At 49.5% G+C, this 25387-nt stretch carries 24 protein-coding genes and 1 pseudogene; 12 read left to right on the plus strand and 13 right to left on the minus strand.

Features of this window, described 5'->3' with window-relative positions:
• The 4 genes from OCV64_RS01290 to OCV64_RS01305 form a co-directional block, all read right to left on the minus strand.
• Positions 1–794 (minus strand): hydroxyacid dehydrogenase (locus OCV64_RS01290; protein WP_262669043.1); only part of this gene is annotated, 794 nt, incomplete at its 3' end.
• A gap of 11 nt (positions 795–805) precedes the next feature.
• Positions 806–1657: a DUF6282 family protein gene (locus OCV64_RS01295; protein ID WP_240288744.1), complete on the minus strand. Its 852-nt coding sequence runs from the start codon at positions 1655–1657 to the stop codon at positions 806–808.
• A gap of 15 nt (positions 1658–1672) precedes the next feature.
• Positions 1673–2926, minus strand: coding sequence for an SLC13 family permease (locus OCV64_RS01300; protein ID WP_240288746.1), 1254 nt, complete (start codon positions 2924–2926; stop codon positions 1673–1675).
• A gap of 43 nt (positions 2927–2969) precedes the next feature.
• Positions 2970–3671, minus strand: a complete 702-nt coding sequence (locus OCV64_RS01305) for an RraA family protein (RefSeq protein WP_147572873.1) — start codon at positions 3669–3671, stop codon at positions 2970–2972.
• A 130-nt stretch (positions 3672–3801) separates the two neighbouring features.
• Between OCV64_RS01305 and OCV64_RS01310 the strand changes: the two genes are divergently transcribed.
• Entirely contained in the window at positions 3802–4770 is a 969-nt protein-coding gene (locus OCV64_RS01310) for a LysR family transcriptional regulator (RefSeq protein WP_147572874.1), read from the plus strand.
• Between the two features lie 72 nt (positions 4771–4842).
• Here OCV64_RS01310 and OCV64_RS01315 read toward each other — a convergent pair whose 3' ends face one another.
• The 9 genes from OCV64_RS01315 to OCV64_RS01355 form a co-directional block, all read right to left on the minus strand.
• The gene (locus OCV64_RS01315) at positions 4843–5448 is read right to left on the minus strand and encodes a cytidylate kinase-like family protein (protein ID WP_186852378.1); all 606 of its coding nucleotides are present in this window, start codon (positions 5446–5448) and stop codon (positions 4843–4845) included.
• A gap of 543 nt (positions 5449–5991) precedes the next feature.
• Positions 5992–7959 (minus strand): TRAP transporter permease, encoded by a 1968-nt coding sequence (locus tag OCV64_RS01320; protein WP_186852379.1) that lies wholly within the window; start codon positions 7957–7959, stop codon positions 5992–5994.
• 136 nt (positions 7960–8095) lie between these two features.
• Entirely contained in the window at positions 8096–9127 is a 1032-nt protein-coding gene (locus tag OCV64_RS01325; RefSeq protein WP_240288752.1) for a TAXI family TRAP transporter solute-binding subunit, read from the minus strand.
• 483 nt (positions 9128–9610) lie between these two features.
• The gene (locus OCV64_RS01330; RefSeq protein WP_262669158.1) at positions 9611–10006 is read right to left on the minus strand and encodes an acetyl-CoA hydrolase/transferase C-terminal domain-containing protein; all 396 of its coding nucleotides are present in this window, start codon (positions 10004–10006) and stop codon (positions 9611–9613) included.
• Positions 10007–10065: 59 nt separating this feature from the next.
• On the minus strand, positions 10066–10281 hold the full coding sequence (locus OCV64_RS01335) for a hypothetical protein (protein ID WP_262669161.1): 216 nt from the start codon (positions 10279–10281) through the stop codon (positions 10066–10068).
• On the minus strand, positions 10197–10826 hold the full coding sequence (locus OCV64_RS01340; protein WP_243200929.1) for a hypothetical protein: 630 nt from the start codon (positions 10824–10826) through the stop codon (positions 10197–10199). Before OCV64_RS01340 ends, OCV64_RS01335 begins: the two co-directional genes overlap by 85 nt.
• 91 nt (positions 10827–10917) lie before the next feature.
• Entirely contained in the window at positions 10918–12288 is a 1371-nt protein-coding gene (locus tag OCV64_RS01345; protein WP_147572880.1) for an aldehyde dehydrogenase family protein, read from the minus strand.
• Between the two features lie 81 nt (positions 12289–12369).
• Entirely contained in the window at positions 12370–12843 is a 474-nt protein-coding gene (locus tag OCV64_RS01350; protein WP_262669045.1) for an RpiB/LacA/LacB family sugar-phosphate isomerase, read from the minus strand.
• 256 nt (positions 12844–13099) lie between these two features.
• On the minus strand, positions 13100–13873 hold the full coding sequence (locus OCV64_RS01355) for a DeoR/GlpR family DNA-binding transcription regulator (protein WP_147572884.1): 774 nt from the start codon (positions 13871–13873) through the stop codon (positions 13100–13102).
• A 329-nt stretch (positions 13874–14202) separates the two neighbouring features.
• On the opposite strand from OCV64_RS01355, the gene OCV64_RS01360 reads away from it, so the two are divergent.
• The 11 genes and pseudogenes from OCV64_RS01360 (at position 14203) to rbsD (ending at position 24001) form a co-directional block, all read left to right on the plus strand.
• Positions 14203–15036 (plus strand): transketolase, encoded by an 834-nt coding sequence (locus OCV64_RS01360; RefSeq protein WP_262669046.1) that lies wholly within the window; start codon positions 14203–14205, stop codon positions 15034–15036.
• A gap of 43 nt (positions 15037–15079) precedes the next feature.
• Positions 15080–16051 (plus strand): transketolase family protein, encoded by a 972-nt coding sequence (locus tag OCV64_RS01365; protein WP_186852383.1) that lies wholly within the window; start codon positions 15080–15082, stop codon positions 16049–16051.
• Between the two features lie 21 nt (positions 16052–16072).
• Positions 16073–16555: an RpiB/LacA/LacB family sugar-phosphate isomerase gene (locus tag OCV64_RS01370; protein WP_186852384.1), complete on the plus strand. Its 483-nt coding sequence runs from the start codon at positions 16073–16075 to the stop codon at positions 16553–16555.
• Positions 16556–16596: 41 nt separating this feature from the next.
• Positions 16597–17646: a TRAP transporter substrate-binding protein gene (locus OCV64_RS01375; protein WP_186852385.1), complete on the plus strand. Its 1050-nt coding sequence runs from the start codon at positions 16597–16599 to the stop codon at positions 17644–17646.
• An 88-nt stretch (positions 17647–17734) separates the two neighbouring features.
• The gene (locus tag OCV64_RS01380) at positions 17735–18277 is read left to right on the plus strand and encodes a TRAP transporter small permease (protein ID WP_186852386.1); all 543 of its coding nucleotides are present in this window, start codon (positions 17735–17737) and stop codon (positions 18275–18277) included.
• A 72-nt stretch (positions 18278–18349) separates the two neighbouring features.
• Positions 18350–19572, plus strand: a pseudogene (locus OCV64_RS01390) (TRAP transporter large permease).
• 24 nt (positions 19573–19596) lie between these two features.
• Positions 19597–20631, plus strand: coding sequence for an NAD(P)-dependent alcohol dehydrogenase (locus OCV64_RS01395; protein WP_186852388.1), 1035 nt, complete (start codon positions 19597–19599; stop codon positions 20629–20631).
• A 98-nt stretch (positions 20632–20729) separates the two neighbouring features.
• Positions 20730–21656, plus strand: coding sequence for a shikimate dehydrogenase family protein (locus OCV64_RS01400; protein ID WP_262669051.1), 927 nt, complete (start codon positions 20730–20732; stop codon positions 21654–21656).
• Complete coding sequence (locus OCV64_RS01405; protein ID WP_262669052.1) at positions 21653–22465, plus strand: sugar phosphate isomerase/epimerase family protein; 813 nt, start codon at positions 21653–21655, stop codon at positions 22463–22465. The genes OCV64_RS01400 and OCV64_RS01405 overlap by 4 nt, the downstream gene beginning before the upstream one ends.
• A 16-nt stretch (positions 22466–22481) precedes the next feature.
• Positions 22482–23549: a zinc-dependent alcohol dehydrogenase gene (locus tag OCV64_RS01410; RefSeq protein ID WP_262669053.1), complete on the plus strand. Its 1068-nt coding sequence runs from the start codon at positions 22482–22484 to the stop codon at positions 23547–23549.
• 17 nt (positions 23550–23566) lie between these two features.
• Positions 23567–24001, plus strand: a complete 435-nt coding sequence (gene rbsD / locus OCV64_RS01415) for a D-ribose pyranase (protein ID WP_147572906.1) — start codon at positions 23567–23569, stop codon at positions 23999–24001.
• Positions 24002–25387 lie beyond the last annotated feature (1386 nt).

The raw sequence follows: 25387 nt of genomic DNA on the forward strand, positions 1-25387 counted from the left end.
TTTAAGTCGAAGGGCTCCTGCTCGACCACATCAAGGCCGGCTCCCGCGATCTTCTTCGCTTCAAGGGCTCGGATCAGCGCCGCCTCGTCTACGATCTTTCCTCGGGAAGTGTTGATGAGAAAGGCGCTCTCCTTCATCAGGTCAAACTCATGGTCACTGATGCTGTGAACAGTGTCCTTGGTAGCGGGTACATGGAGAGACACATAGTCGGCACAGCGGAACACCTCGTCCCGATCCTCTGTTAATTGAATGTAGTCCGGCAGCTCCCGGGCGAAGGGGTCATATGCCACTACCTTCATATCAAAGCCAAGCGCCGCTTTCTTCGCCACCAGTTTTCCGATGTTGCCCGTGCCGATCAAGCCCAAGGTCTTGCCCTCCAGCTCGGTCTTTGGGATTCCCATCTTGGCATAGCGGTAGTCGCTCTCGCAGCGGGCCATCACGGCCTTAAAATTCCGGGAGCAGTAGAGCATATAGAAAATCGCCAGCTCCGCCACCGAGATGGCGTTGGCCCCGCCGGCAGTGGTGACCAGCACCTTATTGCGGCGGGCAGCCTCCAAGTCAACTCCGTCATAGCCCGCCCCATGGCGGGCTATGATCTTCAGTTTGGGGGCGTTGTCCAGTATCTTCGCGGTAATCTTAGCGGTCCGGACAATCATGGCGTCACAGTCAGCCACATCCGCCAGCACATCCTCCTCCGCAAAGCCACGTCCATCCACTACTTCATAGCCGTGGTCACGGAGATAGGCATAGCCTTCGGGTAGAATCGGCTGGGGCAGTAAAACCTTATAACTCATTATTACACTCCTTAGTCTGCGGAGGACATCCCTTCCAGCAAACGCTCAGGCACTTGCCGCATCATGATCCCCAACTCCTTTGCGGTAAATCCCTGGGTCATCAGCACCCGGGCATATTCCTCCATACCCTCGTCAGAATAGAGGGAATTCAGCTGACCAAAATCTGTGGTCAGCAGCACATGTTCACATCCTACCGCCCTGATTTGCCGGGCGATCTCCTCGATAGGTGTCCTGTTGTGGTATGTGGTAAAAAAGCTGTGTTCCACATAGGCTCCCAACGCCACGGCCTCCTGCTGTTGTTGGATCGAATAGCAATCGGCCGGGTTATCCGCATGGGTCAAGACAACGGTGCAGCCTCGCTCTGCCGCAGCCCGGACTAGAGCCATACCCTCATCGGCCCCAATGTGACCAGTCCCCACCACCATTTGGTGTCGTGTGGCCACATCCAGCACTTCCAGCGCCTGGGGCAGGAGATTTCCCTTTTCATCGCAGACCGACAAAAACCGGGACAGGTCTGCACTGGGCTCGTTCCGATGCTGATATTGCTGGTATGACCGGGCCTCCAGGGTGGGAAACCAGACCAGCTTGCCGCCCGCCTGGGCGGAACGCTCCACCGCATCGGGATTTACACCCCCAACAGAACGGTTCAACGTCACGCCGCCCGCAACTCTCAGCTGAGGAAATTGCTCTTGAAGGAGTTTCGCCCGGACGGCAGTATCGAAATAGTGATTCTTGATCGCGCACCCGGCCATCCCCCGATGGACCAGCCGCCGGGCCAGCTCCAGATCTCCGCATTTCCGTTGAACTACATCAGGAGCCGTATGGATATGCAGGTCATATGCGCCCTTTAGGAGGTCTTCCATCGTGCACCTCTTTCTTTAGTAAGGCAGGAAAATCGGAACCAGCGCAACCACCACCACATAGGTGACCAACAGCATAGGCAGACCAATCTTGCAGAAGTCCACAAACTTGTAGTGGGTCCAGCCGACCGTCATCATGTTCTGGGGCGCAGCAAAGGGGGTGGCATAGGAAGCGGCACCCGCCAAAGTGATAGTCATGGCCACAGGATATGGGCTGACACCGATCTGCTCGGCAATGGAGATGCCGATAGGCAGGAACAGCATAATAGAGGGAATGTTGGACATGAACTGGGTCAGGATGGCGGCGGCAAAGAAGATCACAGTCGTAACCATAAAGGGACTGGGATCTTCGCCCAGGATCTTCAAGATTAGTTCCGCCACGGCATCACCCGCGCCGCTGTTCTTGAATCCGGTTGAAATTGCGGTAAGAGAACCAACCAGCAACATGCAGTTCCAGTCAATAGCCCGTATAGCCTCCTGGACAGTCATACACTTGGTACCCACAATGATCAGAGCACCAATCACAGCTGCCACATGCATAGGCATGTTCTTGGGGCTGGCCGCGATCACCACCAGCACGCACAGCAGTGTAATCACAGAAATAGCGGCCTTTCTCTTGTCCAAGGGCTTTTTATCGGTCTTGGCAAACTCAGGAACATAGCCGGTGTCGGGGATCAGCTTGCGCCCTATAAAGGTGAAGTACAGGGTACCCAGGATGCAGATACCGATGCCGAAGGGAGTGATGCTGAAGAATCCGAAGGGAGTAATGCCCAATTCACTCATTACACTGTTGGCCGTGGCGTTGGAGCCGACACCCACCAGGGTCACAAAGCCTCCAAACTGAGCGCCGAACAGCAGGGAGAGCAGAGCCTTGGAGGGACCAACTCCGGCGGCGATGCACATGGCGGTAACCAGGGGAGCCATTGCAGTCATCACACCAATATTGCTGCATACAGAGCTGAGGGCGCAGGACACGATCAATGTGGCAAGAATGATATTCCTTTCACTTTTACCCGTTACACGAACCATCTTTTCACCAATCAAATCGGTGATGCCGGCGTGGAACAGGGACGATCCAATCACCATCATACCAGCCAAAAGAACGATAGTTGTGCTGTTATAGCCGGTAAAGATATCATCAATGGTAATTAGACCAGTGTAGGCGAACGCGATAGACGCGCCAATGGCAGTGACGATGATGGGAATCGGCTCCCAGATAAAGAGGACGACAGTGATTGCCAGAATGATCAGTGCGATCGTAATTGGACTCATGGTTCTCTCTCCTTATGTCGTTGTATTGGCGGGAAATATGTGTTCAGGGCCGGTATACGTCGTCGATGATTTCAAACCCCTTTTCTTCCAGTGTCTTTTCCACCCAGGCCCGGTTTGCGGTACCCTCTCTGGCCGCAATCAGCTTCTTTTCATCCGCGGCCTGGAATTTCTTGGCCTCCTCCAGAATCACGGGAGCGTCTTTTCTGGGGATCACGATCACTCCGTCAGGATCAGCCAGGATAATATCCCCAGGGTTAACACTGACACCGCCGCAGGAGATGGGCACGTTGATCTCGCCGGGACCCTCTTTATAGGGGCCGCCAGGGGTAGTTCCGGTGCAGTAGACCGGGAAATCCCAGTGTCCAATCTCGTCGATGTCACGAATGGGGCCGTCCAGAACGATACCGGCGATTTTTTTGGTATACTTCAGGTAAGCCATCATCACCTCGCCCATCAGAGCTCTGGTATCGTCCTCCTCGTTGGACACCACCAGCACATCCCCCTCCTGACACAGGTTCAGCGCCGCGTGGAGAGCCAGATTGTCCCCCGCCCGGCCCTTGACGGTATAGGCCGGACCCACCATCATCTGGTCCTTTGGCTGACTCACCAGCTTGATACGGGGGTTCATGGCACAGCTGCGGCCCATGACATCGGCGGTGTTGGATGCGGGAATGCTCTTAAACTGCGCCATGATCTCGGGGTCCGGCATCTCGCGCTTGAGGTAGATCCTCTTGCCAACAGACATAATCAATTCCTCCTCTGCTTTCCTTGTTTTTTGCGTTGCGGATTTTGTAGTTTCATAGTAATATAGTGGTATGCAAAAATCAAACGGAGTTTTTTTGAGTTTTTAACAAAAAAATTTTGTGGAGGTATGTATGGATTTGACCAGTCTATATTACTTCTCCGAGTTGGCAAAGGACCTGCATATGACTCGCACCGCCAACCGCCTCTTTATCTCCCAGCAGACGTTAAGCAACCACATCCAACGTCTGGAGGACTACTATGGCGTTCGGCTGCTTCACCGCAAGCCGTCCCTCTCCCTGACTACGGCAGGGGAGTTTGTGCTGGCCTTTGCGGAGGTGATGATGAAGGAACAGACCAATCTGAAGGACATTCTGTCCGATATCGAGCAGCAGGAGCGGGGCGTCCTCCGTTTCGGCGCCAGCGCCTTGCGCTTAAATATGTGTTTGCCCGCTGTCCTGCCCCAGTTCTCTGCCCGCTATCCCAATGTGGACATCCACATTACCGACACCATCACACCCCGTCTGGAGCCGCTGGTATTAGACCGGTCCCTCGACTTTGCTATCACCCTCAATGGGGAGGAGCACCCCAAGTTGGTCACCCACCACCTGATGGACGACCAGGTCTATCTCTGTGTCGCGGACTCCCTGCTTCAGTCCTACTATGGAGAACAGGCCCCGATGCTGAAACGGAAGGCCCTCTCCGGCGCCCATGTGGAGGACTTCTCCAAGCTCCCCTTCTGCATTTTTGACAACCGTATGGGACGCCAGATCAACCAGTGTTTTGAAAGCGCCAATTTGATTCCCCGCGCCTATATCACCAGCACCTATACCCAGGCCGGCATCACCGCCTGTTTCCAGGGACTGGCCGCCTGCTTCTGCTCCCAGGCGAACCTGGTCAGCCAGCGGGACAACATCCCTTCGGATATCAACATTTTTCCCCTGCTTTACCGGAATGAGCCCCTGTCCCAGCGGCTCTCTCTCATCCGCATGAAGGACCGCTATCTGTCCCACTATTCCAAATTCTTTTTGGAGCAGCTTTTCGACTATTTCAGCGACGTGGAGCGCACCCGCATGGAGCGTCTGGGACAGATCTCCGACTGATGTTTCCGTCCGTCTGGCAGCAAAAGCGCCGGCTGGAAAGAGTATCTTTCCGTCCGGCGCTTTTCTATTCTATTATCTGGACCGGACCAGTTCCACGATCATGGAAACACACTTTTCAACGCCAATGACACCGCTGTCCAGAGAGAGGTGGTAGTTCTGGCAGCGCCCCCACTCCCTGCCGGTGAAGTGCTTATAGTTGACCTTTCGCCTTGTGTCCTTGTCGCGCAGCCGCTCCTCCGGCTTCTTCTCGCTCTCACCGTACAGACGGACGATCCGGTCTGCCCGGAAGGCAGGAGCGGCGTGGACAAAGATATGGAAGGCGTCTGGGTTATCCTTCAAAATATAGTCGGCGCAGCGGCCTACGATCACACAGGAACCTTTTTCCACTAGATCCAGAATGACCTGGCGCTGCATACACCATAGGAAGTCGGAGGCGTTCATGCCGCCCATGACATCAGCCCGCCCACTGAAGGCGGCGAAATAGGCCAGAATGGACTTTCCAGGCGCGTACTCCCCCGCATTCTCTACATACTCTGGCGCGAAGCCGGTCTTCTCCGCCACTTGTTTGATGAGTTCCTTGTCGTAGTAGGGGATCTCCAGAGCCTCGGCCACTGATTTTCCGATACTTCTGCCCCCGCTGCCAAACTCCCGGCTAATGGTAATGATTGTCTTGCTCATATTCGTTCCTCCTCATTTAGCTCTCGATAGATTTTTCGGATGACCGGCGCCACAATCAAAAAAGTCAACAGGTTTAACCCCGGCATAGAATTCAGGACTCTATCCAGATCCTAAAAGCATCGGCAGCGGCAGGTAGGAGCACACGCAGAGCACAGCCGCGTTCCCAGTGCCCCGATGAGCCCCCTCGGCGCGTCCCGCTCCTATGCTGATGCTGGAAAAGCAGCCGTCCTGATTATCACTTCCGCCACCTGTGCCACCATGGTGATCGGACAGGCCACCATATTGGCAGCAAAAATCTGCTTTATCATATTATACAACGCCGCGGCCAATAAGGAAATAGTACGTGGTATCGCATATTTTCCCATCAGGACGCCCAGCCCCTCCCGCCTTTTTCAATTCCTCGGGATTTTGGAATTTTTATCTTCAAGCAAGCTGTTCCAAATTTAAACACTTTATGGCAAGTGGGCAAAAAAGGGCTCGGGACTGTCATCAACAGTTCCGAGCCTCTCACATATGTTATAAAGAATTCCTATGTATGTCAGGCTACACAGATTGCTTTATCTTCTTCCATTTTCTCATGTTAATCAAGATCAGGAGAAGCGCAATAGCAAGACCGATCAGGTCTGTCACTGTTCCAGGAATGAACATTAACAGACCACCTACGATAAAGGCTGTCCGTTCCAGGATATTCAGTTTCCACAGCAACCAGCCTTGGAAGGCCGCGGAAATCACAGCCGTACCAACAATGGCTGAAACCGCCACCGAAATAATATCCACCACGTTGCCTTGCATCATCATTGCCTCATTATAGCAGAAGGCGAATGGCACCATGAATCCGGCAAAGCCCAGTTTGCATGCCTCGATTGCCGTTGTCATGGGGCTTGTCTTTGCGATACCAGCGCCAGCATAGGCTGCCAGGGCTACAGGAGGTGTAATGGCAGACAGGCAGGCAAAATAAAACACGAACAGGTGGGCGGTCAGCGCAGGCAGACCTAGCTTGATCAGGGAGGGAGCCAGGATAGAGGCGGCAATGACATAGGCCGCTGTGGTGGGCAGGCCCATGCCCAGGATAACACAAGTGATAGCAGTAAAGAGCAGTGAAGGGAACAGCAAGCCGTGGGCCGCTTGGATCATCATGTCACCGAAGATGACTCCGATACCGGTGAGAGACACCATGCCTACCACAAATCCGGCGCAGGCACAACCGATAACAATGGACATGGAACTAAAGGCAGATTTTGCCATGGCAGGCAAAATGCTTTTTAGGGTGAATCGCTTTTTCTTGTCAAAAAGCATGATAACAGGCACTGCGCAGGTCGCCCACAGGGCGGAGTACAGCGGGGAATACTGGGCCACCAACAGGCAATACAGCAGGATCGCAATAATCAGCAGATAGATCCAGCCGGTCTTCATCACGTCCCGGGATTTGGGCACATCCTTGGGATCCATTAACTTGATGTCCGCCAACTCAGACTGGCTGACAACCGCCACTCCGCAGCCCCAATAGTATAACAGGGCAGGAATGACGGCGGCAATACAGATCGTAATATACTGGTTTTCAGTAAATGCCGCCATTAGGAAGGCACCGGAGCCCATAACTGGAGGAAGTATCTGGCCGCCAGTGGAGGCCACCGCCTCCACACCGCCAGCAAAAGCGGGCTTGTAGCCGCGGGACTTCATCAGCGGAATGGTAAAGGTGCCCGTGCCCACCACGTTGGCTACGGCGGAACCGTTAATGGAGCCCATCAGTCCGGAAGCCACCACTGCAGAGAGGGCAGGGCCGCTCTTGATTTTTCCGGTCAGGGAGATAGCGATGTTATTGATGAAATCGGAACAGCCGGAGGATTCCAGAAATGCGCCAAACATTACAAACATGAAAATGACGGTGGCCGACACACTCATTGTCGTACCAAATAAGCCGTCCAAGTCGGTGGCCAGGAAGGAACAAATACGCTCCAGTGAGTAGCCCCGGTGAGCAATAGCCCAAGGCAGATGGGGCCCAGCCAAGGCGTAGGCCACAAAAATCAGAGCTAACACAGGCATAATGTAGCCCAGCACACGCCGGGCACACTCCAGAACTACCAGACCCAGAACCGCACCAGCAAAGACGGCCATCCATGTTGTCTGGCTCAGGCGTTCGGTCATGTGATGCACCTCATCCTGGGCCATCCACCAAGCCAGCCAAGTGAGGGCGATCAAGGCAATATCCACCACCCGGCAAAATATCCGGAAGCCTTTATTCCCGGCAAACTTGTCCTTGAAGACGTGCTTATAAAGGGGCTGCGTCAGCAACACTAAGGTAAGGGCAAAGCTGAGATGGACACCTCGCTGTGTCACAAAATCAAACAGGCCGAAGAACCCGGTGTAGATATGAAAAATCGTCATGGCGATCGCCACAATGGTAGCAATCTTGATAAATTTGTCCTTTCTCCCATCTTCTACGGCTTTGGCCGCGGCCAGTTCGCTGTCCAACGAGGTTATGTCGATCTCCTTGTACTCTTTTTCTGCCATAAAATTGAATCCTTTCCTTACTACAGATTCACACAGTATCGTGTCCTACATAAAGAGAGGCCGGAGCCGAGGGCTCCTCAGTTCCGGCCGCTAGCGCATTGATATTGAAACTACCAAACCTTGTAGCTCAGGGCGCTCAAATCAGGCCCTGCTCGGCATAATACTTCTCAGCGCCTGGGTGCAGGGGAATAGGCATGTTGGTACACAGGAAGGAGGGATCGGTCATTTCGCTGAGGATAGCGTTGCCGGCCGCCAAATCGGCAGAGTTCTCGTTCATGGTCTTGCACATATCATAGACCAGGCTCTCGTCCAAATCCGCGCTCACGATGACCAGGCACTTCACACCGAAAGTCAAGGTATCATAGTCCTGACCAGTGTAGGTGCCCGCGGGAATGGTGGACTGAATGTATGCCTCGTTTCCAGCCAGAATGTCGTCGATCTCTTCCTGGGTATAGTTCAGGACCACAATGTCCTTAGTGGCAGCCAAGTTGAGCTGTCCGCCAATGGGCAGCCCAGCAAAGCCAAAGGCCGCATCAATGATGCCGTCGCCCACAGAATCGGCACCATCACCCAGCCCAAGGTTCTCCAGGCTGGTATTCTCGGCGCTGATGCCCATAACCTCGAAGGCATCCAAGCAGGAGTTCTCAGTAGCGGAAGCGGCGGGGCCAACAGCAACACGCTTGCCCAGCAGATCATGGACATACTCCAGACCGGACTCCTTCAGCGCTACGCCACTGGAAACAGAGGTGTAAACCGCACCGATAACCCGGACATTCTCCAGTGCGGATGTAAAGGGTTCGACTCCATTGTAACCATTCAGCACCACGTCGGCGGTAGCCACGGCTACATCCACTTCGCCGCTGGCCACATCCTGAACGTTTTGGAAGGATCCAGTAGAGGTTTGGGTATTGCACTTCACACCCTGAACGCTGTTGGTCCATAACTGTGAGAGCGCCGCGCCAGCCGGATATAGGGAACCGCCAGTATCACCAGTTCCAAAAGTCATCATCACATTTCCACGGGAGGGGCTGTTCGAACCGCTTGCGGCACCACTACTGTTGTCCCTGCCGCCCTGAGAGGTGCTGGGCTTTCCGCCGCAGCCAGCCAGCATAGCCAGCATCATCGCCGCAGACAGCAAAATCCCGATCGCTTGTTTTGTTCTTTTCATTTTTTCGCTCCCTTTCTTCGATATTGAACCATTTCATTGGTTCTCAAACCATTTGCTGTGTACGGTCGTACACAGCAAATCCCCCGGGGGATTTGCTTTCCATTTTTTCCCTCATTGGGTGAGTGTATTATATCACGGCTCATCTTTCTGCGCAATATCTCTTCTTTATTTCGCGAAATATTTGTGAGATATTACAATTTTCTGGATTTTTCTTAAACTTTTGTAATTTAGCCTACTTTTGCTCCAACTTTTTCATTTCAAATTCCGCTGTGTTTGATATGCGCTCGGTGAAGCAGGTAGTAAAGTAGTAAAAGTGAGGAGGCAGAACTCTAAAATTTCCGTAACAATCGGGATACAGAACACCTTTCACAGTCAGCAATTCAACCACTTTTTAAATATTTTATCGCTGTAGAGGCGCGCCGGATAGGGAAGCACTGTCCCCATCCGGCACTTTTTTATAAAGGCTTCTCCTCTCCACGCTCTCTACTGGAAGTGCTCTTGAGCGTATTGCGCCCAGCTGTCCCGAAAATCAGGATGGGCTATTGCGATCATAGCCTCTGCCCTCTCTCGAAGCGTTTGTCCAGATATCCTCGCTATCCCATACTCGGTTGCTGCATATTGGACCATCGTCCGGGGCACAGAAACAGCGCTTCCACTGAAAAAGTATGGGACAATATTCGATTTTAGTGTTCCGTCTTTGTATCTATGAACAGCATTTAAGCAGATAAAACCTTTTCCTCCTCTGGAGCGGTAGGCTCCCTCTAAGAAGTCCATCTGTCCTCCAATGCCTGAGAGCCGACGGGTGCCAGCAGATTCTGCATTTTCTTGTCCCATAAGATCCAGTTCTACTCCGCCATTGATACTGATCACATTGCTCATCCGGCCGATGCGCTCCACCTCTTTTCTTGCATTGGTCAGTTTACCTGCCTTCCACAGCTCTAAAAAGGCGTCGCTGATCGTTCCTGTGTGGCAGCCCAGGTCCTTCCGATCTGACCAAGCTGGCAGCTTGACCACAGTAAAGGGCACGCTCCCCACCCCTGGGGCAGCACCGCTCCATCGGGGATTTCCTTCACCACCAGCTTGGCGATCTCAAGGTCCGCTCCACTGGGCTCCCGATAGCTGCGTTGAGGCAGAGATTCATGCTCCCCCTCCACAATATAGTCCGCCTCGCTAACATGTACCCTATGAAATCCATCCCATGTAGCCGGGGAAGTCTCTCGTTTATCTCGAAAACTACCGTCCGCACGCATTTCAAAATGGTCCGCCATGTGTAATTGGAAATGCCCAAACCATAGTATCCCCGGCTGTCTGGCAAAGAAACAGGCACAAAGGCCACATCACAGCGAATATGTCTGTCCCGATACTGATAAGGCAGGGAGCGGAGCATAACTGGTGTAAATTTTACCAATCCCCTAGTCTGAAGTCCCCGCTCATAGTCTTCAATGTGCCAACTATAATACGAAAGCGCCCGTTGCTCCGGGTCGCACTCCACTACCTCAATCCGCGGCCGTATCACCAGCCCTCCGCAGATCTTCACATCAGTCAGTTCCTCTCTGCGTTCTGCTAGCGCCCGGTCCATCAATTCTGAAAATCCCGCTCCAAATCCATAATCAACCCAGTCCCCTGGACGGACTGCCTTTGCCGCTACTTCTGGGGTAGTAAACTTACTTTTTAGACCGCTCCACATTTTTTCTTCCATTTGAAACCCAGGTTCTTTTTTCCAATATGAAAGTCCGGCTTCTTTAAGCCGGACTTTCACATTCAATCTGTCAAACAGGCCCTTGTCTGTATTACTCAGCCCAAATCTCTTTATCCGTCGGGATATACATCTCAGGCACCTTATAAGAAATACGGCTCACGTTCATCAGGTGTGTGTACCACAGATTTTCACTGATGACGTTATTCCCCCATGTACCACAGCCTAGGGTGGTGGTGGGATTTAACCCGTTATCCATAGCTCCGCCCAATGCGGTACCGCCCACCTGGTTGACCGCATAGCGGGACACATTAACTACAAATGAGACTGCCTCGATATGTTCTTGGGTATTGGAGTGAATTACCACGCTGTGCCCCATCCCCTCTTCCGCCAGGTTGGCCCGAGCAATCTCCATAGCATCCTCCCAGGTGTCGTACAGGAAGAGAGCCAGCACGGGAAACAGCTTCTCCTTGGACAGCACCTCATCCCGAGCGTATCCGTGGGTGCAGCACACAATAACTTTGGCATCCTGGGGGACGTCCTTCAGCCCGGCCAGCTCTGCTATCTCCTGCACTGTCGTTCCGGTCCAAGCCTTGTTGAACACACCATCTGGGAAGGCGCTGTCCCGCACCTTGTCCGCCTCCCCCTGGGTCCCGATGTAATAGGCTCCGTTAGCCTTAACTGCCGCAATCATCTCTCCCGCCTTGTCTCGGGGGCAGATGATATTTTGCTCACAGGTACACAGCACTCCGTTGTCAAAAGTACGGCCCGCAATAACCATCTTGGCCACTTCATCATAGTCCACATCCCGGTCCACCAGCACCTGGACGTTGCCCTGGCCCACGCCATACACAGGTTTTCCAGAGGAGTAGGCCGTCTTGACCAGTGCTGGACCGCCGGTACAGACACACAAATCAGCAGACTTCATCAGTCCAGCAGACAGCTCCATGGTAGGCTCCGCAATAATCTGAATCAGATTATTGGGCATCCCCAGTTGGTCTAGTGCCTCGTTCATCAATTCCACTGTTCTTACCCCTACCTTTTTCGCCCGTGGATGGGGACAAATGATCACTGCGTTTCCACACTTCAGGGCGCACATAGAGTTGTGCATGGGATTGATCACTGGGTTGGTGGTGGCAGTGATGCAGCCTACCACGCCAATTGGCTTGGCCACCTTGACGATCCCGTTCTTCTCGTCCCGCTCGATAATACCGCGGCTCTTCTTTCCCTTCATCCGCCACCAGGTGCTTTTGGCCTTGTTCCGGCACTTAGCGATTTTACTATCTACCCTTCCCATTCGGGTCTCCTCCACTGCCAGGTTTGCCAGTTCCTCCGCATGGTCATAGACGGACTTTCCAATAGCCCTCACCGCTTCATCCACTTTTTCCTGGGTATAGGTTTCAAACTCCTTTTGTGCCGTACGGGCCTTTCCAATCAGTTCCTCCAGATATTCCTGTGTATTCATAATAAAATCTCCTTTGATATAAAACTCGATTACTACGTGAAATACAGACGGATTGGTCTCCCTGAACACAGCTTCTTATGTTCATGTCCGGAACTGTTTATCCTCGATGTTACGAACTGCATCCAGAAATGCTTCCAAGCGTTTACCGCGCACTTCATCCGCATCCGCCTTCCATTTTGTGTTCAAAAACGTATCCACGATTTGAATAGCAAGACCAGGCCCAATGATATTGCCGCCCAAAGCCAAACAGTTGCAATTATTAATCTCACGGCAGTTGTAGGCGGCATATATGCTCTCCACCACAGCACAGTAGACACCGCGGTGCTTATTGGCAACAATACTGACTCCCATTCCAGTTCCGCATAGTACAATGCCCACATCCGCTTTGCCACTTTGAATATCAGAAGCTACCACATCCCCGACCGAAGGATACAGGACACGTTCTCCCTCCCTGCTTCCTTTGTCGGTCACGTCATATCCGCAGGTTTCTAAGTGCTTTTTAATTGTTTCTTTTAATTCTGCTCCTCCTGGGTCTGCCGCAATAGTAATTTTCATATTCAGTCACCATCTCTCATATTTTTTATCTTTTATTATCCAAAAGATAATATTTATTTTTATTTTAATATCATTTATTTTTCGTTTATTGTAATCTAGCCTAAAATATTTGTCAATATAAAATAATGGATTTTTTATGAGTTTCTTATTCTCATAAAGAAATAGTATTTTTCAGAACTCTATACAAAGCAAAAAAGTGTTGCGTGAAATCGCCGTCTTCGCGATTTCACGCAACACTTTCTTAATATATTCTCTTTTAACCTTGTTCGGGCAACGCCACAATTACCTGAACACCAATTTCATCTAAATGCCGTTTCAAAATGGGGTCTTCAATTGGCCGGGCTACAATAATTGTGTCTATTTCTTCAAAGGATGCAAATAAAACCATTCCAGTTGATGCAAATTTACTGTTATCAATTACCAATACACGTTTTTTCGCACATTGGATCATCTTTCGCTTTACTCCCGCCTGGAGGGGTGAAATAACTGTCAGCCCGTCACATCCACGAATCCCTGTAGCACCTAAAAATAGGATTGAAGCAGAAATTCGATCTAAGAACAATTCTACATCCGGACCAACTAGAGCCAGGTTATCATACTCAAACAACCCGCCAGTAAGCAAAATATTCTGTTTGGGTGCCTCCAGCGCAGAAACAATCGACAAAGAATTCGTTATCAGAGTAATATCTGACCGTTTTCCAACTTCAATCGCTACTGCGTGCACGGTCGTGCCGGAGTCCAGCATGACAGAATCTCCCGATTGCACCATTTGCGCCGCCACACGAGCCATTGCCTGTTTCTCTTCCGCAAACAAAGTATTTCTAGTCAAGAATCCGGGTACCGCCGGCGTTTTTACAAGATGTACCGCACCATGGGTACGGCTAATACTTCCGCTGTTTTCCAGAAAAGTCAAGTCCCGGCGAATGGTCGCTGGCGTAACGTCAAACTGGTCAATAATTTCATTTACATCACAGTCTTGCTTGGTCTGCAAATAATTGATAATTGTATTGCGTCTTTCTGATGCAGTCAAGGAATCACCAGCTTTCCTCTATTTTTTATAAATTTAAATTTATTATGGTACATTTATTACTTAATGTCAACTATGTTACAGCACTTTTTATATTTTTAAAATTCCGTTTATTTAATTTAAACTTTTTTTCGTCAAAACAACCAATAAAAGAAAAACAAGTTGTATATTTTTAATAAATATTTTACCTCTCACAAAAAATATGTTGACTTTCTTGTTTCAAAAAAATATATTATGATACATAAAAGAACATAATATAACCAGAAATAAAAAATACCGAACGCTCAAATGATTCAAAAAGCAATCTATTAAGGATGGTGTATAACTGAGCTATGATGACACAGGAACAGAAAACAAAGTTAACTGGATTTGCGGCTGAAATTAGAAGCGAGTGTATCAAGATGATCTCCAAAATCGGCGTCGGTCATGTAGGGGGTTGTCTGTCCATCGCAGATGTACTGGCTTGTCTATATGGCGGCGCAATGAAAATTGATCCCCAAAATCCAAAATGGGAGGACCGCGACCGTTTTATTCTTTCCAAAGGCCATGCCGGTCCTGCTATGTATGCAGCCCTTGGTCTAAAGGGATATTTTCCAATGGCTATGTTAGACACTCTGAACCAGCCCCCTACAAATCTTCCCAGTCATACAGATATGAACCGTACCCCTGGTGTAGATATGACTACTGGTTCCTTGGGCCAAGGAATTTCCTCCGCAGTTGGTATTGCACTGGGATGTCATTTAAAAGGGAACAATAACTACACTTATGTAATCATAGGAGATGGCGAGAGTCAAGAGGGTCAGGTCTGGGAGGCTGCCATGTTCGCTGGCGCCAAGCATCTCCACAGGTTAATTGCCTTTGTGGACTACAACAGAAAGCAGATTGATGGCACGGTGGAACAAGTGGGAGGCCCTCCCAATTTTGAGTTAAAATTTAAAGCCAGCAACTGGAATGTTATTGACGTGCCGGACGGGAATAATGTGGAGCAGATCTGGGCCGCAATTGAACTAGCCAAGGCAGAACAGTCCAAACCTTCCGCTATCATTCTACATACAGTAAAGGGCAAAGGCTGGTCCTATGCTGAGACACTGGAGAACAACCATAACTTCAAGGTCAATGCAGAGCAGGCGGCAGAGGCCTGTGCGGAATTTTTCCTTCAAAAATAAAGGGTTCCGGGTAATTCAAGATAAAGAATAAGGTGATTTTGCTATGATTGGAAGCTTAGCCCAAAATAGAAAGGACATTAAAGATCCAGAGATGCGCACTATCTATGCGCAGTCCATTGAAAGGATGATTCTGGAAGGTAAACAAATTGTCGCTCTGGACGCAGACCTTATGCGAGCCATCGGCACTTACGGGCTCTGGAACAAATATCCAGAGCAGATCATTGAGTGTGGCATTGCCGAAGCCAACATGGTAGGTGTCGCTGCCGGCTTGTCAAGCGAGGGCTTTATTCCTTTTGTCCATACTTTTGGATGTTTTTCTGCCCGCCGTGCCTTAGACCAGATTTTTATGAGTTGTGCTTACGCCAAACAAAACGTTAAGATCCTAGGCAGCGATCCCGGTGTAGTCGCCGCCCTCAATGGCGGCACCCATACCCCTAACGAAGATATCGCTGCCCTACGGGCCATTCCAGAGATGACCATCGTAGACATATGCGATACGGTGATGGCCGCCAAGCTATTACCTCAAATCGCTGACACTCACGGCACATTTTTTATTCGATATCCACGTACTAGCATTCCCCGTGTATATGATGAGAGCATGGAGTTTCAGCTCGGCAAATCTGTTCAACTGCGCGACGGAAAAGACCTAACGATTATTGCTTCTGGTATTGAGGTATCCGAGGCACTTGACGCTGCCGAGGTATTAGCCCAGGAGGGCATCGAAGCCCGAGTCATCGATATGTTCACCATCAAGCCCCTAGACACCGATGCGGTGGAGGCCGCAGCCAAGGAAACGGGTGCCATCGTCACTGCTGAAAACCATAATGTGAACGGAGGGCTCGGCTCTGCTGTCGCAGAGTATCTGGTAGAGCACTGTCTGGTACCGATGGAGCGTGTGGCCAATATGGACCGTTTTGGGGATGTGGGAAGCCTGCGCTACCTGATGGATGAGTACGGACTAAGCTTCCGCTTCATTGTAGAAAAAGCAAAACAGGTCCTCAAGCGGAAATATTAAAGGCAAGAGGTGTCATTGGAGATGGATAAAACAATCATTATTGGCGCTGACCGTTTGGCTGTACCGCTAAAGGATGCTCTAAAACATCGACTTGAGGAAGTCCATGGCTATCAAGTTACCGACGTGGGGATGCAGGAGGGCGGCGCCTTTATTTCCTATATTGACACGGCGTGTAAGGCTGCCCGTGAAATCCAGCAGGGGCACTTTAACCGAGGGATCCTCCTGTGTGGCACTGGGGCTGGAATGAGCGTAGTCGCAAACAAGTTTAAGGGCATCTATGCGGTGCTCTGCCATAACACGTATGAGGCACGTATGTGCCAGACAATCAACAACGCTAACATCATGTGCCTGGGTGGCGGAGTTCTTACTCCCGCAATTGCGGAAGAAATGCTGGATCTTTTTCTCGAAACACCCTTTAAGGTCGGTTTTCCCGCAGACCGACATGAATTTTTAGAGTTTGCCCAGCAGGAGATTGCTCGTATTGAGGAAGAGAATTTTAAATGAGCGCAAAAAATAAACCATTATTTTTTAGGAGGGTTTTGACAATGAAAAAACTATTCGCTTTTTCCCTTGCACTGGCAATGGCCATCTCTTTAACTGCCTGTAGCAACGACAGTTCCAGTAGTGGCACCAACGGAGCTGACAGCAGCAACACCGCTGAGAAGAGTGTCACACTTCACATGGGCGGCGGTTTGACTACTACTAGTCCCCAGTATCCGGCTCTACAGGCCTTTGCTGAAGCGGTTGAGGAGGAGTCTGGCGGTACTATTAAGATTTCTCTGGATCTGTCCGGAGCATTGGGGTCCGACCGTGAGATTATCGAGGGTGTTATGAATGGTTCTGTCGAAATGATGCATATGGCTGATATCAGCATTGGCAGCGTTATTACTGAGCTTGGCTTTGTAAATCTGCCCTACCTGTTCCCCACCCGTGAATCCGCAGAAGATCATTATCTTTATGGTGAACTGGGCAATATTTATCGCAGCGTGATGGCTGAAAATGGCATGACCATTCTGGGCCAACTGCTTGAGGGCGACTTCCGTTGGATTTCCAACTCGAAACACGAGATACAGGCTCCCAGTGACCTATCCGGCCTCAAAATCCGTGTAGTAGACTCCCCTATGTATGTTTCTTTCTTCGAGAATCTGGGCTGTAATCCTGTGGCCATGTCTGTTTCCGAAGTGGCCGCTGCCCTCCAGCAAAATGTTATTGATGGTCAGGACAACGGCCCCCTGAACACTTATTTTTACGGGTTCTATGATTTCCAGAGCTATATGACCAAAACAAACCACGCCTATGCCGCCAATATGCTGTGCATTAATACGGATGTCTATGAGTCCTTGTCTGAAAATCAGCAGACGATTTTGAGCGAACAGGCCGAGATTTATACCGCTTTAGCCTATGAGTATCAGGTAGCCGCAATTGATGGCTTCTGTGAGGAGATGGAAAAGGCCGGGATGCATATCGTTGAAACTACCGAGGAACTAAGTACCTTTATGAAGGAAGCATCTACTAAGGTATGGGCTGACGAAAGCATCACTGGAATGTTCAACCAGGATGCTATGGCTTATATTAACGAAAACCTCGCTGGCTAAACTGGAATCGCACCTTTTGGGTTACCGGCCGTGGCAGGTGGGGCAGAGCGTCACCTGTCACGGCAAAACAGAACAAGGAGAGGCATCTATGAATGTACTGCAACTCATCAGCAAGCGGCTCTACCAGGGAGAGCGGGTTATTGCCATAGTTACCTTTATCTCCATGATGCTCATCATGTTTATCCAGGTTTTTTTCCGTTATGTAGTCCAATCCTCTCTGGCCTGGTCCGAAGAAGCTATGCGATATCTTTTTGTCATTACCAGCTACTTTGGTGCGGCCTGTGCTACTTATGAACACAAGCATGTTGTCATCGATTTTCTCGGTACTATTTGTGGAAAGTTCGTCAAGGGCGAGAAGCGGCAGGAGGCAATTTTTTCCGCTGTGGATGTTCTTGTAAGCATAGTGTGTTGTGGATTCTTTATTTATATGAGCAGCGTGATGTTCACCTATTCCCTGGACCTGCAGGCGAAGAATCACCTTTCTACCGCTATGCTTATTCCCCTATGCTATGTCGGCTACGCGGTAGTGGCTGCCATGGTACTATGTGCAGTCCACTACTTTATAGAAATTTTCACCTCCGCAGGTATTTTTTCAAAGGACCTGAAGGAAATGAAGGAGGGAAAGCAGTAAATGCATTGGCTCGTTGTGTTTCTTGGGCTGTTCATGCTGTTTGCCATTTTCCGTATTCCAGTAGCTGTCAGTATGAGCTTAGCTACTCTCATTACCATGGCTGGTGCCGGTGTCAATTTTGGAATTATTGGCACATCTGTTTTTAATAGTCTGAACTCGTTTACCTTCCTGGCCATCCCAGCCTTTATCATCGCCGGTGATATAATGGTATCTCAAACTCTCTGCTCAATTGGGTGGACTCCATGGTGGGCCGCCTGCGGGGCTCCACAGGAGCTACCGCCGTGGTTTGTTCCCTGTTGTTTGGCACTCTGACTGGCTCCTCCCTGGCTACCTGTACCGCTATTGGCACTATGATGATTCCTGAGATGGAAAAGCGGGGCTATTCCCGGCCCTACTCCGGCGCATTGATTGCCGCCTCTGGATTTTTAGGTATCCTGATTCCTCCTAGTATCCCTGGCATTATGTTTGCCATGATGTCTGGCTCCAACCTGATGGCTGTCTGGTGTGTCACCATCGTACCGGGCGTTCTGGTAGGTGCTGGATACATCGTCATCAACTACTTTCGTATGGGGCGGAAAGAGGCCAAATGTACTGAGCCTTTCAATTTTGGCCCCTATGTCAAGAATATTGGAATCAATACCTGGCGGGCCATCCCCGCGATTCTGATGCCTTTGATCATCTTTGTAGGTATCTATGGCGGCATCTTTACTCCCACCGAGGCCGGTGGTGTGGCCGTATTCTATGGGTTGCTGGTCGGCTGGGCATTCCTTCCACTGGCACAAAAACGCTGGCCTGAGAAAAAGTTGCTGACTGTAATCAGCGATTCCTCCGTCTCCACCGCTAGTATTACTTTGATCATCGGCCTGTCCGCAATTACTGGGCGGATGGTCACCCTGACAGGGATCCCACAGGAAGTAACCGATGCTCTGATGTCGGTTACGGACTCCAAATACATATTTCTGCTGCTGGTAAATCTGATGCTGCTGGTAGCCGGTATGTTTATGGAAACCAACAGCGCTATTCTTTTGCTGGGTCCCATTTTGTTGCCTGTGGCTAACGCTTATGGTGTGGAAACCATCCACTTTGCTGCTATCATGCTGCTGAATATGGAAATCGGTATGATTACTCCACCTATGGCTGGCAATCTGTTCGTTTCCGCCCGTTTGGCAAATTGTAGCATTGATAAGCTCTTGAAGGACCTAGCCCCCTTCTTCCTATGGGCGTTGACCGTATTGATGTTCACCACCTATGTGCCTCAGGCCATCACCTGGCTGCCTGCCGCGCTTGGGATCTGAACCACATGGTAAGGAGTCTTTTTGATGGAAAATAGAGAAGCTCTACTGTTGGAACCAGGAAAAATTCAAGTATTCCCCTGCGAAATGCCGGTCATTCAAGACGATGAAGTCTTAGTTAAGATGGAATACTGCGGTGTATGCGGTTCCGATGTGCATTATTTCCGCTTTGGTGGGATTGGTCGCCGTAAGGTCACCTTTCCCTATGTCCTGGGACATGAATGTACCGGCGAGGTGTTAGAGATTGGCTCTAAGGTCACCAATGTGACCGTAGGTGACAAGGTCGTCATGGAGCCAGGTCTGGGCTGTGGACATTGCGAATACTGCATGACCGGGCGGTATAACCTATGCGAGGACATGAAATTCATGGCCACTCCGCCCTATAACGGAGCCTTTAAGAAATACATGGCCTATCCTGCCCGTGGCTGCTTCAAGTTGCCTGAGAGCGTCTCCACCTTGGAGGGTGCCATGATTGAGCCGCTGGCCGTGGGAATGCACGCTGCCCGCCGGGGCGAGGTAGACAACTCTAAGGTAGTCCTAATCACCGGCATGGGCTGCATAGGTCTAATGACTCTGCTGTCCTGTAAAGCAATGAATGCGCAGAAAATCATTGTCACGGATATATTTCAGAACCGATTAGAGAAGGCCCTTGAGTTGGGTGCCGACTACGCCATCAACGTAGCCGAAACTGATATGCTTGAAAAGCTTAAGGAACTGACCGACGAGAAGGGGGCGGACGTCGTCTTTGAAACAGCCGGACGGGCCCAGACAGCTGCGCAGAACGTCTTTGCAGTTCGGAGAGGCGGCGTAATTGTCCAGGTCGGTACCATTGCAGATCCAGTTCCCTACCAATTTAATGAGCTCGGAAAAATCGAGGCAGACATTCGCTCGGTCTTCCGCTATCGCAATATCTTCCCCCTAGCCATTAAGCTAATCGAAAAGGGTGATATCGACCTCAAGGCAGTAGATCCTGATATTTTCGACTTTGAGGATGTAGACAAGGCCTTTGACACGGCTATCAACAGGGGCAACGAAGTCGTCAAGTGTATCCTAAAATTCTGATCTAGAAACTTCGTGTTTCTGGTCAGGAAGGAAGAAGCCTCCTGAGATCTAAACAGGTCCAGGAGGCTTCCCACTATTTGGAAAAGGAGTCAACACAAATGCGAGTCAAATACGATGTAGATACTCAGCTATTGTTTCAAATCGGCGATCCTTTGGACCACGCCTGTGCCTGCACCATCCATAACCGGATGTACGAGTTGGCTAATCTAAATGCAGTGAACTTGAATGTGGTGGTCAAAAAAGGAGAATTACCGGCGTTCATTCAGTCCTGTAAGCAATTGGGTGTTAAGGGGTTTGATATCACTATGCCCCACAAAAGTGACATTATTCCCCTCTGCGACGAAGTAGAGCCATTTAGCCGGGAGTTCAGCTGCGTGAATCATGTAAAGATTCGAGATGGGAAACTGATCGGTGTGGGGCTAGATGGTCTTGGTATGGTCATGGCTATCGAAGACTCCGGCTTTCCTATTTATGGCTCTAAAGTCCTGATGCTGGGCGCTGGAGCGGTCTCCGGTCCTATCGCAGCAGAGTTATGCCAGCGGGGTGCATCCTCTGTGGTCATTCTGAACCGCACTGTATCTAAGGCGGAAAAAATTACCATATCTTTAAAAAAATATTTCCCTACACTTCAGGCTACAGCAATGTCCATGACGCTGGAGAATCTGTGTTCCTGTGCTCCAGAAGCTGACCTAGTAGTTCAGTGTACTAGTTTGGGCATGAGCGGACACCAGGGTGATTATGAAGACTTAACCTTTATAGATCTTCTCCCCAAGGATGCCTGTGTAGCAGACGTTATTTTTAATCCAGAGCGCACCTCCATCTTAGCCCGTGCAGAGGCCAGAGGGCTGCGTGTTCTCAACGGTATGGGCATGCTGGTAAATCAGGAAAAGGCCATGATGAAATTCCATTTTGGTGTGGATTTGGGGCCGGAGTTTGCTCTCGAAGGAGAGGAAACCCTCCTAATGGCTTTGGTGATGCGACAGCTACGTACTCGACGCCTAACACGGAAGGGAGCAAGCAAATGAGCAAAAAATGCGGAATTTGTGAGTGGTCATTTGCCGTAACAGGTCCTTCCGCTATTGAGTACGCTGGGGTAATTGGCTTTGATGGTATCCAGATAGGCGATCTTGGTGGAGCAAGGAACTGTTTTCCACTGAATGATCCCCACATCCAACAGACCTATCTGGAAGCATCAAGTCGCTTCCAGGTCCAACTACAATCCATGCACCTGTTCACGTTAGTTCGGGAAGGTGGGCTCCAGAAACCGGTGGATAGTGAGGCGGGCAAGCATGCGCTATATAGTATCCGTAAGGGATTGGAGGCCTGCCAGGCCATGAATATCCCCGCGTTACTGGTGACCTCCTATGATTCTTGTAGTATTATCAATAGCTATGATATAGAATGTACTGCGAAGCTGCTAAAACAAGCGGCCCATATATCGGAGGACTGTGGCATCCAACTAGTCTACGAAAGCATCCTCCAGGAGCATTATATCAAGGAAATTTTAAACTATGTGGGTTCTGGGATCAAACTGTGCTACGATATTCTGAATCCCATCAAATTTCTGAAAGGCGATCCCGCGGAAGAAATCAGGCATTTTGGGACACAGTGGATCGACCACGTCCATTTAAAAGACTGTCCAAAGGAAATGACTGGCTTTTGCCAGCTTGGCAAGGGCTATGGCCGTTTTAAAGATAGTATTGCCGCACTGCATGAAATTGGATACGACGGCTGGTACATCACGGAAAATTTCTATCACCTTCCCCCCATGGGTAACACCGGGAGTGTGTTCCAGACAGCGAAGCGTGACCTGGATACTATGCGTAAACTCTAACAAGGGGAGGTGTCAAATGGAAACTATAATGAAAGCTCTTGTTAAGACTGAAAAAGGTCCAGGGCACCTCACGCTCATGGAACGCCCTGTCCCTCAAATTGGGGACGATGATCTGTTAGTCCAAGTAAAGGCGGCTGGAATCTGCGGCTCTGACATACGGATGAAGAATCTGGGGAACTCAGAAAATTTGCGGCCTCCTGTGATTCTGGGTCATGAGTTTTCCGGGGTAATCGCCGCAGTGGGCAAACACATCAAAGGCTTTGAGATCGGTCAGAGAGTAGTATCCGACAACAGTGGTGACCTGTGTGGTAAATGCGATATGTGTGCCAAAGGCAATTACTTAATGTGTGCCCACAGAGTAGGTCTAGGTTCCGGCATGGACGGAGGTTTCGCCCCTTACGTCAAAATATCCGGGCACCTGTTATCCGTTAATCCTCAGTCACTTTACACTATTCCAAACAATGTTTCCTTTGCGGAAGCAAGTCTCATGGACCCCATCTGCAATGCCTATAAGGCCGTCGTAGAAGAAAGCAGTTTAATACCAGGTCAGGATATACTGATCTTCGGGTTAGGGACGATTGGCCTCCTTGCGATAAAGATTGCCCATCTGATGGGTGCCGGACGTATTATCGCAGTCAACCGCTCTCGCAATGAAGATCGTATCCAAATTGCCCGAAAGTTCGGTGCTACCCATGTGATTTGCTCTAAGGAGGAGGACGTATTCCAACGGGTGTCTTACATTACAAACGGTGAAATGGTTCCGGTATTGATTGATTGTGCTGGTCAAAATCAGATTCTTGAGGTAGCGCTCGCCCTGCTACAAAAGGGCGGTGAATTTATCAAAGTCGGTTATGATGCTGGGCCAGTAGGCGTTTCTCTAGACCGTTATGTCAATAAGGGAATCCGAATTCAGGGTCATTTTGCTTATGACTATCAAGGCTGGAAAAACTGCCTGAAACTCATGGAACTACGCAAATTAGATGTACGTGATGTTATTACCCATCGGCTCCCTTTGGAGCAGTGGGAGGAGGGGTTTCGCCTAGTGGAAAGTCGTAAGGGCATTAAAGTCATTTTTGAATTTTAAAAAGGAGAGATTCCATTATGAAAAAGTCCGGAATTTTAAATGCGCAGCTTCTCTCCGAGCTGACAAAGCTGCGTCATGGGGATAAACTACTTATCTGTGACGCTGGCTTTCCAATTCCTGTCGGGGGTAATGTAGTGGATATCTCCTTGGTAGGAGGGATCCCTGATCTTCCACAGACATTGAAAGCAGTTCTCAATGAAATGGTTTTTGAGAGCTACGTTATTATGAACACCTTGGCTGAAAAAAACCCAGAATATTATCAGTTGATAACTCAGCTTTTTCAAGCACAAACACATGTTGAGGTACCAATGGAAGAATTTATTATTTTAGCCCAGGATGTAAAGCTATTCATTCGGACAGGAGAATTGCGGTCCGCCTCTAATCTGATGCTTGCCTCAGCCTCCGGAACACCGCAAGCAGTGGCACTATATGATATATCTATAAAAGAGTAGGCTACTTCTTTTATTTTAGGAGTCTATCTCTTTTCCAAATGGCTATTCATATGGCTGATATGCATAAACAGAGCCAAGGAAAGGAAGGCCATTCTTAAAGAGTATCTGCAAGGACAGCCTTGCGGATACTCTTTTATGTTTTAACTTCTGACTTTATCCCGATTAACCGAACAGAATTTTCGTTTTCTTTTCCCCGGTGCTGCAATAAATCCTCATTCGAAGGTCAGTCAAACATAATCCGTGTACTGAAAAAGGAATAATTGTCATCAAATATCTTAAAAGAGCAAAACGATGTCCAATATGGAGACTACAGGGCCGATATCCCGTAAATGGATACCAGCCCTGCGTTTCAACTGACCGAATCGTTTATTTGCGAAAAGACGATCCTACCTAGTATTTTGAATACTACCACAACTTATACTAGTTAGGTGCGATTATTCCGTGCCAAAACTTACAGACTTCTCCATAAAGTTCCTTAAGGCAACTATACGGCAACGGGTCGTTTACAGTACTCTGGCATAAATCCATGCCGTTCTTCAGAACCAGAATTCCATCGCAAAACCATTTTACATGATTTGGATTTTGGGTGCAAGCAATAATTATTTGTTCTCTTTCTACCAATTGGAGGAGGATTTCATAAACCAACAATTGATTCTGAAAATTCAGTGTCGATGTACGACTTATAGCATACATTTCAGCAATCTATAAATGCGCTGGGGGCTGGGAGATTTCAGTCTCCACAATTTGCTTCGAGCAAATTATTTTATCGCAAATACATAACACATTTTCTTTTGTCAAGATTCTATATCCCAGAATCCGACGGTTTTATACTTTATACTGAAACGAGAGAGGGTTCGACTTACTCAAAATCCATTTTTCACTTCTTACGCCCGCTTCTACAGGAAGAGAAAATTTTCAAGCCCTTGATATATGCCGTTTTCTGGCTTTTTAGGTTTGTCAACTTACCATGTCCTGCGTTAATAAAAAAGAGCCGGCGGTGCTTTTGCGTCGTACAAGTGAGCCTTCCGCGCGGGACGAATTCACTTCATCCCAGCATCTTAAAATTCTCAGGTATCCATAAAAATAACCACACTTATCAGTGTGGTTATTTTTATGGAGGGTAGTTGCAAAAAAGATGCAGGGCCGGCTGGACACTCACGCGGCGGGTGCGGGGTAGAGGCGGTAGATTATTGCATATTCAATGACCAAGGTTTACTCTGTCCCCCAGGCGCCAAGTGTAATTAAAAATCAGGGACACTGATAATCTGTAAGCAACAAACAAAGGGCGGTTTATAATCTCCCCACCGATCAAGTACATAGCCATATGGAAATATCATAGCAGTCTTTCTTTGCTAACACATGAACAAAAGCAGATTTAATAGAGAA

The organism is Muriventricola aceti, from assembly GCF_025567565.1.
In the GTDB taxonomy this organism is placed as follows: domain Bacteria; phylum Bacillota; class Clostridia; order Oscillospirales; family Oscillospiraceae; genus Lawsonibacter; species Lawsonibacter aceti.